Annotated in this window: 11 protein-coding genes; 6 read left to right on the top strand and 5 right to left on the bottom strand. The window is 60.5% G+C overall.

What is annotated here, in order from left to right; genetic code table 11:
- The first annotated feature begins 24 nt into the window (after window positions 1–24).
- The 3 genes from NWI_RS06175 to NWI_RS06185 all read left to right on the top strand — a co-directional run bounded on the left by NWI_RS06175 (window position 25) and on the right by NWI_RS06185 (window position 3326).
- Window positions 25–543 carry a cytochrome c-type biogenesis protein gene (locus tag NWI_RS06175; protein WP_041344861.1) on the top strand — a complete coding sequence of 173 codons (519 nt, stop codon included), beginning with the start codon at window positions 25–27 and terminating at the stop codon, window positions 541–543.
- Between the two features lie 184 nt (window positions 544–727).
- Entirely contained in the window at window positions 728–2278 is a 1551-nt protein-coding gene (locus NWI_RS06180) for a Do family serine endopeptidase (protein ID WP_011314486.1), read from the top strand.
- 331 nt (window positions 2279–2609) lie between these two features.
- Window positions 2610–3326, top strand: a complete 717-nt coding sequence (locus tag NWI_RS06185) for a response regulator transcription factor (protein ID WP_011314487.1) — start codon at window positions 2610–2612, stop codon at window positions 3324–3326.
- 359 nt (window positions 3327–3685) lie between these two features.
- Here NWI_RS06185 and NWI_RS16805 read toward each other — a convergent pair whose 3' ends face one another.
- A complete protein-coding gene (locus tag NWI_RS16805) occupies window positions 3686–3838 on the bottom strand; it encodes an aa3-type cytochrome c oxidase subunit IV (protein WP_011314488.1) in 153 nt (50 codons plus the stop codon).
- A gap of 440 nt (window positions 3839–4278) precedes the next feature.
- Between NWI_RS16805 and NWI_RS06190 the strand changes: the two genes are divergently transcribed.
- A complete protein-coding gene (locus NWI_RS06190) occupies window positions 4279–5739 on the top strand; it encodes a sensor histidine kinase (RefSeq protein ID WP_011314489.1) in 1461 nt (486 codons plus the stop codon).
- Window positions 5736–8699, top strand: a complete 2964-nt coding sequence (locus NWI_RS06195; RefSeq protein WP_011314490.1) for a bifunctional [glutamine synthetase] adenylyltransferase/[glutamine synthetase]-adenylyl-L-tyrosine phosphorylase — start codon at window positions 5736–5738, stop codon at window positions 8697–8699. Before NWI_RS06190 ends, NWI_RS06195 begins: the two co-directional genes overlap by 4 nt.
- On the opposite strand, the gene NWI_RS06200 is transcribed toward NWI_RS06195, so the two are convergent.
- The 3 genes from NWI_RS06200 to NWI_RS06210 all read right to left on the bottom strand — a co-directional run bounded on the left by NWI_RS06200 (window position 8674) and on the right by NWI_RS06210 (window position 13179).
- Window positions 8674–11013 carry a PAS domain-containing sensor histidine kinase gene (locus tag NWI_RS06200; RefSeq protein ID WP_011314491.1) on the bottom strand — a complete coding sequence of 780 codons (2340 nt, stop codon included), beginning with the start codon at window positions 11011–11013 and terminating at the stop codon, window positions 8674–8676. The two genes, NWI_RS06195 and NWI_RS06200, sit on opposite strands and share 26 nt — an antisense overlap.
- A 198-nt stretch (window positions 11014–11211) precedes the next feature.
- Window positions 11212–12594, bottom strand: a complete 1383-nt coding sequence (locus tag NWI_RS06205; protein WP_011314492.1) for a cation diffusion facilitator family transporter — start codon at window positions 12592–12594, stop codon at window positions 11212–11214.
- A 228-nt stretch (window positions 12595–12822) separates the two neighbouring features.
- Entirely contained in the window at window positions 12823–13179 is a 357-nt protein-coding gene (locus NWI_RS06210) for a hypothetical protein (protein ID WP_011314493.1), read from the bottom strand.
- Between the two features lie 262 nt (window positions 13180–13441).
- Here NWI_RS06210 and NWI_RS06215 point away from each other — a divergent pair, with 262 nt between their 5' ends.
- The gene (locus NWI_RS06215) at window positions 13442–13741 is read left to right on the top strand and encodes an HU family DNA-binding protein (RefSeq protein ID WP_011314494.1); all 300 of its coding nucleotides are present in this window, start codon (window positions 13442–13444) and stop codon (window positions 13739–13741) included.
- 107 nt (window positions 13742–13848) lie between these two features.
- On the opposite strand, the gene NWI_RS06220 is transcribed toward NWI_RS06215, so the two are convergent.
- Window positions 13849–16344, bottom strand: a complete 2496-nt coding sequence (locus NWI_RS06220) for a glycogen/starch/alpha-glucan phosphorylase (RefSeq protein ID WP_011314495.1) — start codon at window positions 16342–16344, stop codon at window positions 13849–13851.
- Window positions 16345–16509: the final 165 nt, after the last annotated feature.

Genomic DNA, 16509 nt, shown 5'->3' on the forward strand with positions numbered 1-16509 from the left:
CTGTCGTCGTTGTGCGGACGGTGCATGGCGTGGAACAGGTTCCTGCCTGTTCTCGGCGCGATCCTTTGTTTTGGGCTCTTGGCGGTGTCTTCCGCTCATGCGGTGCAGCCGGACGAGGTCATGACCGACCCCGCTCAGGAAGCGCGCGCGCGCGACCTGTCGCGCGGGTTGCGCTGCATGGTGTGCCAGAACCAGTCGATCGACGATTCCTCGGCGCCGCTGGCGCGGGATCTCCGTCTGCTGGTGCGGGAGCGGATCGCCGCCGGCGACAGCAATCAGCAGGTGCTAGATTTTCTGGTGGCCCGTTATGGCGACTACGTTCTGCTGAAGCCGCCTTTTGAGACGAGTACGCTGCCGCTCTGGCTTCTGACTCCGCTGCTTCTGGCCGGCGGCGGACTGGCGCTGTGGGGATACAGCCGGCGGCGGTCAAAAGCGGTGAAGGCCGCTCAGGAGGCTCCACCGCGTTTGAGCGAGGAAGAAGAAGCCCGGCTCGCGAAACTGGTGGCGATCGAACGCGCCGCCGGCGAGGAGTCGAAGGCTTGAGCCGATAACCGGTTTTCGATCCGCGACCTCGTGATGTGTGCGCCAAACCGCCGCACGAGGCGTTTGCTGTTGTTACGAAACATTAATTTCTTGGTCAGCGCGCGGTAAGGTGCGAATACCCATCTTCAGGGACATGAAGTGCCGGTTTTCGGCACTATATCAAACCTGTCTTTTGGAGATCCGCATGACCGACCTGCCGTCTTCCCAGTTAAAGCCCATTCGTTCTGGGGTCACCGCGCGCAGGTTCGCGTTGATGGCGTCTGTCGTCGCGGGTGTTGGCGTAGCCGCTTACGGGCTAAGCCCTTCCGCAGACAAGGCCGAGTTCTTCATAAGTCCCGCTTATGCGCAGGTCAACACCGACGTGAGCAAGGTCGCGCAGCCGATCGGCTTTGCCGACATCGTCGAGCGGGTGAAGCCGTCGGTAATTTCGGTCAAGATCCGTATGAAGGACAGGGCGGTGGCCAGCGGGGACGATTCGCCGTTCCAGCCGGGCTCGCCCATGGAGCGGTTTTTCCGCCGCTTTGGCGGACCGGATGGCCTACCGCCAGGAATGCGCGGCCGGCGCGGTCCTGGCCTCGTGACAGGGCAGGGCTCCGGCTTCTTCATCTCGGCTGATGGGTATGCTGTGACCAACAACCATGTCGTCGACGGCGCGGACAAGGTCGAAGTCACGACCGACGACGGCAAGACCTACACCGCCAAGGTGATCGGGGCTGATCCGCGCACGGACATTGCCCTGATCAAGGTCGAGGGCGGCTCCAGTTTCCCGTTTGCGAAACTGTCGGATGACAAGGTGCGGATCGGCGATTGGGTTCTCGCGGTCGGCAATCCGTTCGGTCTTGGCGGTTCGGTGACCGCCGGCATCGTGTCGGCCAGCGGCCGTGACATTGGCACCGGCCCCTATGACGACTTCATCCAGATTGACGCCCCGGTCAACAAAGGTAATTCCGGCGGCCCGGCTTTCAACATGAAGGGCGACGTCATCGGCGTGAATACCGCGATCTATTCGCCGTCCGGCGGCAGCGTCGGCATTGCGTTCTCGATTCCCGCGAATACGGTGAAGAGTGTCGTTGCTCAGCTCAAGGACAAAGGGTCGGTGAGCCGCGGATGGATCGGCGTCCAGATCCAGCCGGTGACTTCCGACATCGCCGACAGCCTCGGTCTCAAGAAAGCCGAAGGCGCGCTGGTGGCTGAGCCGCAGGCCAACAGTCCGGCGGCCAAGGCGGGTATAAAGTCCGGCGACGTGATCACGGCCGTCAATGGTGATCCGGTCAAGGACGCGCGCGAACTGGCGCGGACCATCGGTAGCTTGGCGCCGGGAACGTCGATCAAGCTCAACGTCCTGCGCAAGGGCACGGACAAGGTCGTCAACCTGACGCTTGGCACTCTGCCCGACACCGTCGAAGCCCGAGCTGACCACTATGGCGATCGTGGCTCATCGCGCGACAACGATATTCCCAGGCTTGGTTTGACCGTTGCGCCGGCAGGATCGGTTGCGGGTGCCGGCGGGGAAGGGGTCGTCGTGGTTGACGTGGATCCGAAAAGCCCCGCGGCCGAGCGCGGGTTCAGGGAAGGCGACGTGATTTTGGAGGTCGCGGGAAAGAGCGTGTCCAGCTCCGCCGACATACGCGAGGCAATCAAGGCGGCGCGCGCGGAAGACAAGAACAGTGTTTTGATGCGGGTTCGCACCGGCAGCACGGCGCGTTTCGTCGCAATGCCAATTGCGAAGGGTTAAGGCATGATGCCGAACGGAAGAAATCGATTCCCGGATTGGATCATGCCGATCAAAGACAAGGCTCGGTCGGGCTCGACGCGGTCCGATCGGACTTGAGGTGCGAGCCTTGCAAGAGATGGAAAGCGTCGCCGGCATCAGTCGCCCCCCGCCGGCGGCACTTTCCGGGGACGGGTCAAAAGTCCGTTCCCTTGATTGCCTTCCGATCGGAATAGCCCCCCTCCGTCGGAAGGACTAGGGCGGTGGAGTTGCCCCAAGCTTCACCGCCCGTTTTTTGCACGGCGGCCGCCGGGGCGTGGTCTTTGCGGTCTTGCGCGCGCGGAATGAGCGCGCCATGGTGATGGAAAGACAACCTTTGGACAATTCCAGTAACCAGATGCGCCTGCTGATCATCGAGGACGATCGCGAGTCCGCGGACTACCTCGTGAAGGCGTTTCGCGAGGTCGGACATATCGCGGAACTCGCCAGAGACGGCGAGGAAGGCCTCTCCTTTGCCGACGGCGGGGACTACGACGTACTGGTGATCGATCGGATGCTGCCCAAGCGCGACGGGCTTTCCGTGATCGGCTGCCTGCGCGAGAAAGGCATCCTCACTCCGGTGCTCATTCTCTCTGCGCTCGGCCAGGTCGACGATCGCATCAAGGGCTTGCGCGCCGGCGGCGACGACTATCTGCCTAAACCGTACTCATTTGCCGAGTTGCTGGCGCGGGTGGAGGTCCTGTCGCGTCGTCATGGCGGGCGCGCCGAAGAAACGCTCTATCGTGTCGGCGATCTCGAACTGGACCGGCTGTCACGCCGCGTTGCGCGGGGTGGAGAGGAACTGACGCTTCAGCCGCGTGAGTTTCGCCTGTTGGAGTATCTCATGAAGCATGCGGGTCAGGTCGTGACCCGAACCATGCTGCTGGAGAATGTCTGGGATTATCATTTTGATCCGCAGACTAACGTCATCGACGTGCATATCTCGCGGTTGCGTTCCAAGATCGATAAAGGTTTCGAGCAGCCTCTGCTGCACACCATCCGTGGCGCCGGATACATGGTGCGGAGTGGTTAGAACACGGTAGATTTTGAAAACCTCCGACCATTAGAGCGTTTTCAAGCGAAGTGGATATCGGTTCGCATGACGAAAACGCGTCTAAACAACAATATAGAGCCTCGCTTCTGATTACATCAGAAGCGAAAAGGCTCTAGGCCGTTGATGATCTTAAAAAAAAGGGGCCTGGGACAGGATCTGATTCATGCCGTCGTCGTTGCTCGGCTTGTAACCGTTACCGCTGGTATTGAGCGCACAGCGCACAAATGAACAAGTGACGTTTGTGTAACAAGGTGCGCGCCTTACCGAGTGAGGCGGGAGAGGGGCGGCAGAAAAAAGGCCGACAGAAGTGTCGACCTTTGGAAACGACGATCAGTTAATCAGGTGAGAAAAATCGCCAACAAGGCGATAACGGCGGCCGCGGTCGAGGCGAGAATCGTTCCTAACCTGACGAAGGCGTTATACGTTCTCTCATGCTCCCGATAGTCCATTCCTTCCGCCGCCGAATAGACGGGCCCGCTGTGATCAGACATGTCAAGTCTCCTTAAGTGCGGTTGATCTTGGGTGTCACCACGACGGCGACCGACCTTCTCTCGCCGTCATGCGACGCTGCCAAGATAGATACATTGACGATGAATGTTTTTGCTCTGGCTCAAATCAATGCGGGAATGAAGGGTGCCCATACCTTAATAGGACAACGAAATACCCCGCCGGTCGCAGTCACAGCAGGCTAATTCAAGCTCGCGAGCGATGTGGGATGCTAATTCACCATCGTTCGACGCGTACTTTCAATGTTCGTTTTCCTTGCGCAGCATGGCCTTCGCCGCTCGCGTAAGCCGTCGTGATTTCGATTGGTCAAGCCGGCTTTTCCATCATGAACTCATTGTCACTTTTGGCCGTCCGTGGCGGATGTTAAGGGAGTTCATCATGGATAAATTCGAGACATGCGAAACACCCTAGACGGATTTGATCCGTGACTGCGTTCGGCAAGCTGTTCCGCACTACGGCGTTTCGGCTGACGTTGGTCTATTTGCTGTTGTTCGCGCTGTTTGCGGCTTCTCTTCTGGGATACTTTGCCTGGAATACCCGCCGCCTGATCACCGACCAGATCGCGGCGACAGTGGGCGAGGAAATCGGGCTGCTTACCGGCGTCTTCAACCGCCGCGGCTTGCGCGGATTGGTCGGCGCCATCGAAAATCGCGCGCTGCGGCCCGGCTCCAACCTTTATCTGGTGACGACGCCGGCGGGTCTTGGGGTTGCGGGTAATGTCGGGTCGCTTCAGCCCGGTGTGATGGAGACCGCCGGCTGGGCCGAAACCGCCTATCGCAGGCTTGACGAGCAGGATCAGGCTCATCACTACGCCCTGGTGCGGGTCACCGAACTGTCGAACGGCTTCCGGTTGCTGATTGGCCGCGATCTGGAGGAGCGTCATCGCATTATCGGCGTGGTCGCTTCGGCCGCGCAATGGTCACTGCTGATCGTCGTGGTCCTGGGGCTTGGCGGCGGCGTCTTTGTGGCGCGGCGCGTGTTGCACCGGATCGACGCAATGACCGGTACCACGAAGCGCATCATGGCTGGCGATCTAAGCGGTCGGCTTCCGGTCGGCCGCAGCGGCGACGAACTGGACCGGCTGGCGGAAAATCTCAATGCTATGCTCGAACGTATCGAAGCGCTTATGAACGGTTTGAGGGAGGTGTCGGACAATATCGCCCACGACCTCAAAACGCCGTTGACGCGTTTACGCAATCGCGCCGAGGAAGCGCTCGCCAGGTCCGGCAATGAGAGCGATTATCGCGCGGCCCTGGAACAGACGATCGAGGAATCCGATGGCCTTATCCGCACCTTCAATGCGCTCCTGATGATCGCTCGCGCGGAATCTGGACATGCACGCGACAACATGGCCGATTTCGATGCCGCGGACGTCGCGGAGGGCATTCACGAACTCTATGAGCCGCTGGCCGAAGACAACGGAATGAAGCTCCAGGTTCAGACAGGGTTCGCCCCGCTGCATGGCAATCGCGAACTGATAAGCCAAGCGCTTGCGAACCTCGTCGAAAACGCGATCAAGTACGGGCAGCCGAAGCCTGCCTCGCCGCCGCTCGGTGCGGATGCCGTCGCGGCCGACGCCACGATCCTGATCGAAGCCCGCCATGAGGGCGATCGGATCATTCTCGCCGTGACCGATCACGGTAGCGGGATTCCCGAAGCCGACCGCAAGCGCGCGGTCGAACGCTTCGTGCGGCTCGAAACCAGCCGGACCCTGGCGGGATCCGGGCTTGGCCTCAGCCTTGCGTCGGCTGTGGCCAGGCTGCACGGCGGGGAGCTTGCGCTCGATGATGCGCAGCCGGGTTTGCGCGCCACGCTGTCGATCCCCGCGCGAAGCGCGTCAGGGCTTGCGGCCCCGACGGTGGACGTGCAACAGAATGATGCATGATTTCATCCGTTAAGGACGACGCGGACCCGGCCAGCCTGGCGGCGCGTCTTGCGGACGGACCGAAGCTGTTCGCGCCTTTCGAAGCCGAGCGCCGGCTTGAGGATTGGCTGTCCGATCTGACACCGCAGCAATCGGACGGGATCAGGACGCTGGGCGGCACATTTCCGCACGTCAAGGCTATCCTGCTCGGCATCGCGGAATCCTCGCCCTATCTTTTTGATCTGATGCGCTCCGATCCCGGTCGGATGCTTCGCCTGCTCGGGGCCGATCCCGAAAGTCATCTCGAGCGGCTGATCGCCGGCATCTGGGAGGCCGCGGAGGCTGCCGATGAAGCCGAAGCCATGCGGCGGCTCCGGACGGTCAAGATGGAGGCGGCGCTGTTGATCGCGCTGTGCGACATCGGTGGAGTTTGGCCGGTGATGCGGATCACGGCCGGATTGACCGACATTGCCGTTGCCGCGGTCCGGAGCGCGCTGCGATTCCTGTTGCGGCAGGAGACAGGGCGGGGCCGCCTGAACCCTCCTGACATCGACCATCCTGAAGAGGCCAGCGGCTTCGTGGTGCTCGCCATGGGCAAGATGGGCGCCGGCGAGCTCAACTATTCCAGCGATATCGATCTGATCGTGTTCTTCGATCTTGCGGCTCCGACGCTCGTGAGCGGGATCGAGGCGCAGCCTTTCTTCGTGCGCCTCACGCAGGGGCTTGCGCGCCTGCTGCAGCAAAGAACCGGCGACGGTTACGTTTTTCGGGTGGACCTTCGCCTGCGGCCGGATCCCGCGTCAACGCAGGTCGCGGTCTCGACCGCCGCCGCGCTCGACTATTACGAGCGGGAAGGACGGACCTGGGAGCGTGCCGCCATGATCAAGGCGCGGCCCTGCGCCGGCGACCGGAAGGCCGGCGAGACCATGATCGCGGAGATATCACCCTTCGTCTGGCGCAAGCATCTCGATTTCGCGGCTCTTGCCGAAGTTCACGACATGAAGCGGCAGATGCAGACCTTTCGCGGGCAAAGCGAGATCGCGGTCGAAGGCCATAATGTCAAGATCGGGCGCGGCGGTATCCGCGAGATCGAGTTCTTCGCGCAGACCCAGCAGTTGGTCGCTGGCGGGCGACATCCTGAATTGCGCGTGCGCCCGACTCTTGAAGCGCTGAATATCCTCGCTTCAAGCGATTGGATCACCCATCAGGCGCGGGACGAACTGACCGCCGCATATCTGTTTCTGCGGAGGGTCGAGCATCGCATCCAGATGGTCGCCGACGAGCAGACCCACGTTCTGCCCGCGGACGCCGAGGCGATGGAGCGGTTCGCTCGTTTCCTGGGTTTTGAGGATCGGGCGGGTTTCGCCACTGAGCTGCTGGCGCATCTGAATTGCGTGCAGGGGCATTACAGCCGGCTGTTCGAGGGTGACCCCGCCGGCACGATAAACATCCCTGTCGCGGACTACAGGGCCGGCCCCGACGATCCGCGACTTCTCGATCATCTGGCGAAGCTCGGCTTCAAGCAACCGAGAATGGTGGCCGACTCCATCCGGCAATGGATGGCAGGCGGATACCGCGCCCTCAAGGCGGAGGCGACGCGCACCGCGTTTGAAGCATTCGTGCCGACGCTGATCGACGGCCTGGCGCGTGCCGAGGAGCCGGACAGCGCCGTGATGGCGTTCGATCGCTTCCTGCAGGCGCTGCAGCGCGGCGGCCGGCTGATATCGCTGCTGAGCCAGAACAGGGACCTCGTCGCGCTGGTGGCACTCGTGCTCGGCGCCGCGCCGCGGCTCGCCGACATGCTGGCTCGACGGCCCCAGATCATGGACGGGCTGATCGATCCACGCTTTTTCGGCGCCATGCCTGACCGGCTGGAGTTGTCGGCGCGGCTCTCGGCCACGCTCCAGGACGCGGATTCTTACGAGGAGTTTCTCGACCGGATACGGCTGTTCGGCCAGGAAAGCCTTTTCCTGATCGGCACGCGCATCCTGTCCGGCACCGTATCGGCGCGGCAGGCGGGGCATGTATTCGCCGATGTCGCCGAAGGCATCGTGGATACCGTTCATGGGCTGGTGAAACAGCAGTTCGCAGATCAGTATGGCCGGATCTCCGGGCAGGAGACGGCGATTGTGGCCATGGGCAAGCTCGGCGGCCGCGAAATGACCGCATCGTCCGATCTCGACCTGATCCTGCTGTATGATTTCGATTCCGATCATCCGGATTCCGACGGCGCGCGGCCGCTGCACGGCGCGCAGTATTTCGCGCGCTTCACCCAGCGTCTCATCAGTGCATTCACCACGCGAACAAACTACGGCGTTCTCTATGAGGTCGACATGCGGCTGCGCCCGTCCGGGCGCTCCGGTCCCGTCGCCTCGCATATCGATTCATTTGCCGAATACCAGGAGCATGAAGCATGGACCTGGGAGCACATGGCGCTTACGCGGGCGCGAGTGATTTCGTCGTCGCCTGAATTTCGTGCGCGGATCGAACGAGTCATTCGCGATGTTTTGACTCGACCGCGCGACGGCCGCCTTATCGCGAGCGATGTCGCGGAGATGCGCCGCGCGATCGCGCTGGAAAAAGGCGAGGACGATATATGGGACCTGAAAAATGCTGCTGGAGGCATGGTCGATATTGATTTCATCGCGCAATACCTTCAACTCGTCCACGCTGCGGATATGCCGGACATTCTCAGTATCGATACCCAGCAGGCGCTCGATAACGCGCAACGGCTCGGCGTCTTGTCGCTGCCGGATGCGGAAATCCTGCGGCCGGCGGCGCGCCTCTATCACGATCTGACCCAGATCCTGCGGCTCTGCGTCAGCGAAAAATTCAAGCCGGAAACGGCGGGCGATGATCTGCTGCCGGTGCTGGCGCGGGCGGGGGACGCCCCCGATTTTTCGTCGCTCGAAGCGCGCGTTCGCGAGACTCAGGCGGATGTGCGTGCGGTATTTCTCAGATTGCTGGAAGGCAAGACGTAAGCTGTGGCACAGGTCGCCGTCGCGCCTGACGGTGACGGGGCAGGGTGACGCGGACCACGGTTCCCGCACCTGGTTTCGAGCGAATCCGCATCGAACCGCTGTGCAGGTTGACCAGCGACTTTGCGATGGCAAGGCCAAGGCCCGATCCCGCATGGGTTTTTGTCAACTGGCTTTCGACTTGCTCGAACGGTTTACCCAGTCTGCGAAGTGCGTGTGGCGCAATGCCGATTCCGGTGTCGGCAATCGTCAGGGTTACGGAATTCTCGAATACTTTGCTTCGTGCCATGATACGCCCGCTGGCGGGCGTGAATTTGACTGCATTGGAAAGCAGATTGACCATGATCTGCTTGACCGCCCGGCGATCGGCAATGATGGAGATGTCATCATCGCTTCTGACGTCGAAGGTCAGGCCCTTGTCGCTGGTGCGGCCCGAGACGACCCGCAACGACTCGTCGAGCACCCCGGTGAGATCGAGGGTCTCCATGTCGAGGTTCGTCCGGCCGGCTTCGATCTTGGACATATCCAGGACATCATTGATGACCTCGAGCAGATACTGGCCGCTGGTCAGAATATCGCGGCAATATTCGCTGTATTTTGTCGAGCCGAGGGTTCCGAACATGCCGTTGCTCATGATCTCGGAGAACCCGATAATGGCATTAAGCGGCGTTCGCAGTTCGTGGCTCATGTTGGCGAGGAATTTTGATTTCGCCCGATTGGCGTCTTCCGCGCGGTTTTTCTCGTCCGCGTATTTTTGCGCGAGGTCCGCGAGTTTGATGGCCTGTTGCTCGAGTGTTGCCTGGGTTCGTTTCAGATCGATAACGGTTGCCCTCAGTCGAAGGTCGTTTTCGACAAGCTTCTGCTCATGCTCCTTGATGCGGGTGATGTCGGTGCCAACCGACACGTAGCCGCCATCCTTGGTGCGGCGTTCGCTGACGTGAAGCCAATTGCCGTCAGCGAGCTGCACATCAAAGGTGTGCGCCTTCAATGTCACCGTTCCGGTTTCAGAGTGCCGCGCCCTGATTTCAGGCATGCGGCCGACCTCGACCACGGTCTCATAGGGAGTGCCGACCGCAACCGCGCTGTCCGGGAGCTTGTGGAGCCGCTGGAAGTGAGAGTTACAGAGCACAAGGCGGTCGTCTGCATCCCACAGCACGAACGCCTCGGGAATGGATTCAATCGCGTCCCGCAGGCGGAGGTCGGCTTCTATCGATTTTTCCGCCAGGCTCTTCTGTTCCGTGACATCGACGGCGATCCCGATCAGATGAGCGCCGCCGTTCGCATTTTGGCTGAGTTCGCAGCGGACGCGCAACCAGATCCAGTGTCCGCTGCTGTGCCGCATTCGAAAGCTCTGATCGATATGACCGATCTTTCCCGAGATGAGCTGGTCCGCGACTTCGAACAGGTCAATGTCGTCGGAGTTGACCAGAGAGCTCACCTCACCGAAGGTGAGAAGATCGCTGCGGCTTTCCATGCCGAGCATTGTGAACATTGATTGCGACCAGAAGATTCGGCCTCGCGACAGATCCCAGTCCCAGAGTCCGCATCGGCCGCGATTGAGCGCGGTATCGATGCGGCTACGGACTGCATCATTGATCAGATCACCTTCGCGTGCCCTAGTGGATTGCCAGTGAAAAGCAAAGCCCAGGATCAGGACAACGAATCCGGTCGTGGCCGACAGGGTGATCGACAATGCGGTGTCCGGACGCCACGCGGCGTTGACTTCCTGGATGACGGTGACCTGGCCCAGCAGTGATCTGACGACGCGCTGGACCGCAAGTACGCTGCTGCCATCCAGCAGGACGATATCGGCGACGCTCGCGGGCGCCGCGCCGCGCAAGATCGGCGATTGCGTGATGCTGATGAGCTCAAGCATCCGGCTGCTTTCGCCGGATGCTGCGCCGACCGGTACCCGAGCGAGAACGCGTTGATCCACGCCGGTGACGATGACATGACGGCCGGTGGCGATGCTCCACTGTGGGATGAGTTTCGGCAACAGGTTCTGGAGGCGCTCGATGGAGGCGGGGCGATCCTGATCGATGACGCCGGCATGCTCAAGCCGTTCTGCCAGCAGATCAGCAAGCGCCAGCAGATCATGTTTGGTCATCGCCTGTTTTTGCCGTGTTTGGTCGATGACCTGCACCAGAGCGCCGATGCATATCGTCACCAGGAAAGCGATGATCAGGGTCGGGACGGCGCGTCGGAGCACGGGCTCGGCGATCAGCAGCCTGCGATAGGCAGGTTTCGCGATCGATTGCGCCAATCCCTTTATCGAATCGGATTGAGCGCAAGCGCTCGCCGCCTGAGCGCGCGCCATGCCTTGGCCCCCATGTGAATTTTCCGCGTACTTGATTCGAAGCGACTTCTGACTTTTCCGAATCAGTTCGATTTGAATCGAATTTTCTGAATCTGTCGAGAGTCAACGATTCGTTAACGTGAAGAATTTTGTCCAACAGGAATTCAAAACTTGCCGCGGATTGAGTCCGAAACGCGAACATGGGCGCGATGAGGACTTTCAGCTTTCGCGCGGCGGCTCCGCGTGGCTGATGACGCGCTTAACGCTTGGGAACGCGCGGCGCAAAGCCCGTTCGATCTCGTCGACACTTTCATGCACTCTGGCGACGCTCATCGACGGCGCGGCCCGGCAGTGGAAGTTGACGATCTCGCCGGCTTCGGTGTCTCTGACGCGTACGTTGTGAATGTCATGGATCGCTCCGCCGGCGGCGAAACCGGACAGGGCGGTCCGGATGGCGTGGATGCGCCCGGGGGCGGCATCGGTCCCGAGCGGAAGCTCCGGCTCCAGCGGCTCGATGTGAGTATCCACTTCGACGTCTGCACCGAATTCATGACGGATATCGTGCTCCAGCCGATGCGCGATGGCATGGGCATCCACCAGCGCCATTTCGCCGTCGACCTCGAGGTCGATGCTGACCGTCAGCTTTGCTCCAAGGTCGTGCACCGTGACGTGATGAATGGCGAGGCCCAAATTGCGGGCTATCACCATGATGCGTTCGCGGACGCTTTCGTTGTCGCGAGCGACAGGTATCGCAGTGAACGTCAGATCAGCATCGCCGAGAGCCGCGGACACTGCGTCCTGGGCCTGCTGCTTGATGGCGTCGATGCGGTCGATCGGATAGGTTCGGGGGACTTCGACGATGACGTCGACGAAATGCCGGGGACCGACCATTCGTACCCTCAGCCTCTTGAGATCGACGACATCCGGCAACGCCCTGATCGCGGCTCCGGCCCTTTCGGCGGCGCCTTCCGGCGCTCGGTCCAGGAGGGTTTCGACGGTGGCGCGTCCAAGCCGCAAACCCAACAGGGAAATCAGGATGGCGACGCCGATCGCCGCAGCCGCGTCGCCCCACGCATAGCCCAGTCCGGACAGGGTCAGCCCGATGATGACGGCGACCGATCCAAGGACATCGGAGGCAAAGTGCAGGGCGTCGGCCTCCAGCGCCTGACTGCGGGTGTCGAGCGCGGCCCGGTGCAGCGCCCGGGCGCGCCAGGCATTGACGATAATATCGGTGACCAGGACGATGAACGGGATAGCGGAAAGCGTCGGCGGTGCCGCGCCTTCGCGGAGGTGGCTATAAGCCTGCACCACGATGCCGCCAGCAAGCACATACAACATGGCGATGATGCCGAGGGCCGAGAGGCTTTCAATCTTGCCGTGGCCGTAGTGATGTTCGGCGTCGGCGGGACGGTCGGAAATCCGGACCACGATCCAGGTGACGATGGTGGCGACCAGATCGATCGAACTGTGCAGCGCTTCGGAAATCAGCGCCAGACTGCCAATCGCAACGCCGACCACGAGTTTGATCGCCGCCATGCTGGCGCTGGCGATTATGGAGATCGCGGCGACCTTCGTTTTCGATCTGGCGGCGAGGCGTGACATTTCGCGGGGTTTATAGCGTTTTCGAGCGAAGTGGAAACCGGTTCGCGTGAAGAAAACGCGTCAAAACAACAATCTGGAGCTTCGCTTCTGATCCAACCAGAAGCGAAGCTCTAGAAGCCTGTAACCCCGGATAAAAGCGCGTGCGATGGTGCGAGCGCCTTTCATTCGCAGACTCTATTTATTGCAAGTTATTCTGATTTGGATACGGCTGGTGACCCTCTCGTAAGATTACCGCGGCCTGGACCCATGCAATCGTGCGGTAAGCCAACCGATCGCGGCTGCGCCGACAAGGCCGAGACATGCCGCCCCGGCATCGACCAGAAAATCCTCCAGCCGCGCATGGCGGCCTGGCGCCCATCGCTGCATGATCTCGAGAAGGCCGATCAGGACGACGGTTATCGCCGCCACGCGCAACCGTCGTTGGGGAAACGAAAGGCCCACCGCGAGTCCAACCAGCACGAAAGCCAGGGCGTGCTCACCATCCTGTCCTAGCGGAGAATGCGGACGATAGCGCGCCGGTCCGAGCGTCGCGAATACGACCGCCGCAATCAGGGCTGCCGTGCCGAGGCGGAAGAGAATTTTCATGGCTGGCGCATAGCACAATTTGCTGCCACGGGAAGGGGGCGCGAAACGGGCGGGGGCTTTACAACCGCCGGCAAGCCGCTTCGAATAAAAAGAAGCATTGCTGATGGCGGCCGCGGGCAGATTCCTGCCATTTTACCGGTAAATCACGGGGATCGAACGGCCCTGCGCGCGAAGTAAGCTGTTATAAATCCCACAAGGCGTGTTTTTTTAGCTGGATTTGGAAATATTGTTTTTCAGGCCGAATCAACAGACAGGATCGATGATGGCAGCCCAGATGACGAAATCGCAACTCGTTGAGAAGATCTCGACTCAGGTCGGATTGTCCAAAAAGGACGTAAAAGGCGTTCTCGAGGCGCTTGCGACGACAGGTTACAAAGAGCTTAAAAAGACCGGCGCCTTTCTGCTTCCGGGTTTCGCGAAGTTCGTGGTGATCAAGAAGCCGGCGACCAAGGCGCGCAAAGGGACCAACCCTTTCACCGGCGAGCCAATGACATTCAAGGCGAAACCCGCCCGAAAGATCGTCAGGGCGCGGCCGGTCAAGGCTGCGAAGGACGCGGTGTGATGCAGGGGCCCTTCGGGGCCCTTGTCTTTCCGGATAACCGTTCCGGTTTTTGAATCGTATCGTGGTTCATCCGCAGGTGCCGGTTTGGCTTGAGGTTCTTGTCGGCATCAGATCACGGGTATGCCCCAGATGTCCTCGGCGTATTCCCGGATCGTACGGTCCGAAGAGAACCACGCCATGCGGGCGACGTTGAGTATGCTGGAGTGGGTCCATTCCGGGCTGGCCCACTTTGTGTCGACGGCGCGCTGCGCACGGTAATAATCGTCGAAATCGGCGGATACGAGATAGTGGTCGAGAAACCGCAGCGCGTGAGCAATGGGAATGAAACGCGAAGCATCGTCCGGTGAAAATGCGCCGCGCTCGATGGCTTCAATCACGCGGGCCAGTTTCGGCGAGGATGTGATGATATCGGTTGCATCCAGCCCCATGGAGCGGCGCTGCACAACCTCGTCCGCTCTCATGCCGAAGATATGGATATTCTCCTCACCGACATGTTCGGCAATCTCAATGTTGGCGCCGTCGAACGTTCCGATGGTGATTGCTCCATTCAGCGCAAGCTTCATGTTGCCGGTGCCGGAAGCTTCCATGCCGGCAGTGGAAATCTGTTCGGACAGATCGCTCGCTGGAACGATCACTTCGGCGGCGCTGACATTGTAGTTGGGAATAAAGACGACCTTGAGAAGGTCCCTGATCCGGGGATCGTTATTGATGACATTCCCAATGTCATTGATCAGCTTGATGATGAGCTTCGCCTGCCGGTAGCTCGCGGCGGCCTTCCCGGCGAAAATCTTGACGCGCGGCGTCCAGTTGCCCTGCGGGTCGTCCAGGATGGCCTGATAGAGCGCGATGGTCTCGATCGCGTTGAGAAGCTGGCGCTTGTATTCATGGATGCGCTTGATCTGGACGTCGAACAGCGCCGATGGATCGACGACTATTCCGAACTGTCTGGCTATGATCTGGGCGAGCGCGACCTTGTTCGTTCGCTTCACGGTCTGAAATCGCTGCTGGAACGCAGGGTCGTCCGACAGCCGCTCCAGCATCCGTAACCGCTCGGGTTCATCGAGAACCGCGGCTCCACATGCGTCCTGCAGCAGTGAGGTGAGCTCCGGATTGCATTGATGCAGCCAGCGACGGAAGGTAATTCCGTTGGTCTTGTTCGTGATACGATCCGGATAAAGGCTGTTCAGATCGGCGAATACGGTCTCCCGCATGAGTTCGCTATGCATGGCTGAAACACCATTGATGCGATGAGAGCCAACGAACGCAAGATGACCCATGCGGACACGGCGGCCGCCGGTTTCGTCAATCAGCGACACCGAGGCTTGAGAGCGTGCGTCCGCTCCGAAATGCTTTTCCGCAGCCGCAAGATGCTCTGCGTTGATCCGATAAATAATATCGAGATGTCGCGGCAGCATCCGTTCGAACAGTTCGACCGGCCAGGTTTCGAGCGCCTCGGGCAACAGCGTGTGGTTGGTGTAAGAGATCGTCTTCGTGGTGATGTCCAGGGCATCGTTCCAGCCAATATGATATCTATCCATCAACAGCCGTATCAGCTCAGGAACGGCGAGGCTGGGATGGGTGTCATTGAGCTGGATAGCCGCATGGGACGGCAGCGACCGGATATCTCCGTCGGTATGGAGATGGCGGTTGAGAATATCCTGCAAAGAAGCGGAAACAAAAAAGTACTCCTGACGGAGGCGCAATTCGCGCCCGGCTGGGGTTTCATCGCTTGGATATAGAAATTTCGATATCGCTTGCGCCCGCGCCATCTCGGACATCGCGCCGAGGTGATCGCCGCTGTTGAAGGTATCGAGGCGCATCGGATCGACCGCCCGTGCAGACCACAGCCGCAGCGCGTTGACGTGGTGGCCGCGCCAGCCGACGATCGGCGTGTCGTATGCGATCGCCTGGATGGTTTCATCGGGTATCCAAAGGGTCCGGCCCTCCGAGTCGTCCTCCTCGGCATGATCGAGGCGCCCGCTATACTGGATGTCGAACACCACATCACGGCGTTCGAATTCCCACGGGTTTCCGGAGAGTAACCATTGTTCGGGAAACTCTTCCTGCCATCCGTTTGAGATGATCTGACGAAAGAGCCCGTGTTCATAGCGAATGCCATAGCCTCGTGCTGGGATCGCGAGCGACGCCATGCTTTCCATGAAACATGCGGCAAGTCGGCCGAGTCCCCCATTGCCGAGCGCGGCATCCGGTTCGACGTTACGTAGTTCGTCGAAGTCGAGGCCGAGGTCCTCGATCGCCATTCGGAATGGCTTCATCAGTGACATGTTCGTCAGCGCGTCGGTCAGCAACCGTCCGATCAGGAACTCAAGCGACAGATAATAGGCGCGTTTGGCTCCATGATTCTGAGTGGCCCGATCGGACTGGAGCCACTGGTAGACGATACGGTCCCTCAGCGTCAGCGCGGCCGCTATGTACCAGTCGTGGATATCGGCGTGCTTGACGTCTTTCCCCGCCACCAGAACGATCTTGGACAGGATCGTACTCTTGATCTCCGCGACGATGTCATCGTCCTCAGGTTCGAGCCATGCCGGTGTGTCCTCATCGAGGCTGCGAAGTCGTTTGGGTGGAACGTCAAAAGCCATTCAATATCCTGCCCTCTTTCTGCCTGGCGTGTTCTGCTTCTGATTAAACCAGACGCGAAGCTCCAACTGTCATCTTGAGGCGTTCTCTTTGCGCGAACCGGAATCCGTCTCCGGGTAAGCCCGGGGACATGCTTCGCTCGAGAACGCCTACACGATCACTCGCGA

Origin of the sequence: Nitrobacter winogradskyi Nb-255, assembly GCF_000012725.1 — a bacterium.
Lineage (GTDB): Bacteria > Pseudomonadota > Alphaproteobacteria > Rhizobiales > Xanthobacteraceae > Nitrobacter > Nitrobacter winogradskyi.

Bases quoted from the DNA above. Each gene is read 5' to 3' on its own strand.
- NWI_RS06205 (WP_011314492.1), bottom strand. From the start codon at position 12,594: ATGTCACGCCTCGCCGCCAGATCGAAAACGAAGGTCGCCGCGATCTCC.
- NWI_RS06200 (WP_011314491.1), bottom strand. From the start codon at position 11,013: ATGGCGCGCGCTCAGGCGGCGAGCGCTTGCGCTCAATCCGATTCGATA.
- NWI_RS06215 (WP_011314494.1), top strand. From the start codon at position 13,442: ATGGCAGCCCAGATGACGAAATCGCAACTCGTTGAGAAGATCTCGACT.
- NWI_RS06195 (WP_011314490.1), top strand. From the start codon at position 5,736: ATGATTTCATCCGTTAAGGACGACGCGGACCCGGCCAGCCTGGCGGCG.
- NWI_RS06180 (WP_011314486.1), top strand. From the start codon at position 728: ATGACCGACCTGCCGTCTTCCCAGTTAAAGCCCATTCGTTCTGGGGTC.
- NWI_RS06220 (WP_011314495.1), bottom strand. From the start codon at position 16,344: ATGGCTTTTGACGTTCCACCCAAACGACTTCGCAGCCTCGATGAGGAC.
- NWI_RS16805 (WP_011314488.1), bottom strand. From the start codon at position 3,838: ATGTCTGATCACAGCGGGCCCGTCTATTCGGCGGCGGAAGGAATGGAC.
- NWI_RS06185 (WP_011314487.1), top strand. From the start codon at position 2,610: ATGGTGATGGAAAGACAACCTTTGGACAATTCCAGTAACCAGATGCGC.
- NWI_RS06175 (WP_041344861.1), top strand. From the start codon at position 25: ATGGCGTGGAACAGGTTCCTGCCTGTTCTCGGCGCGATCCTTTGTTTT.
- NWI_RS06210 (WP_011314493.1), bottom strand. From the start codon at position 13,179: ATGAAAATTCTCTTCCGCCTCGGCACGGCAGCCCTGATTGCGGCGGTC.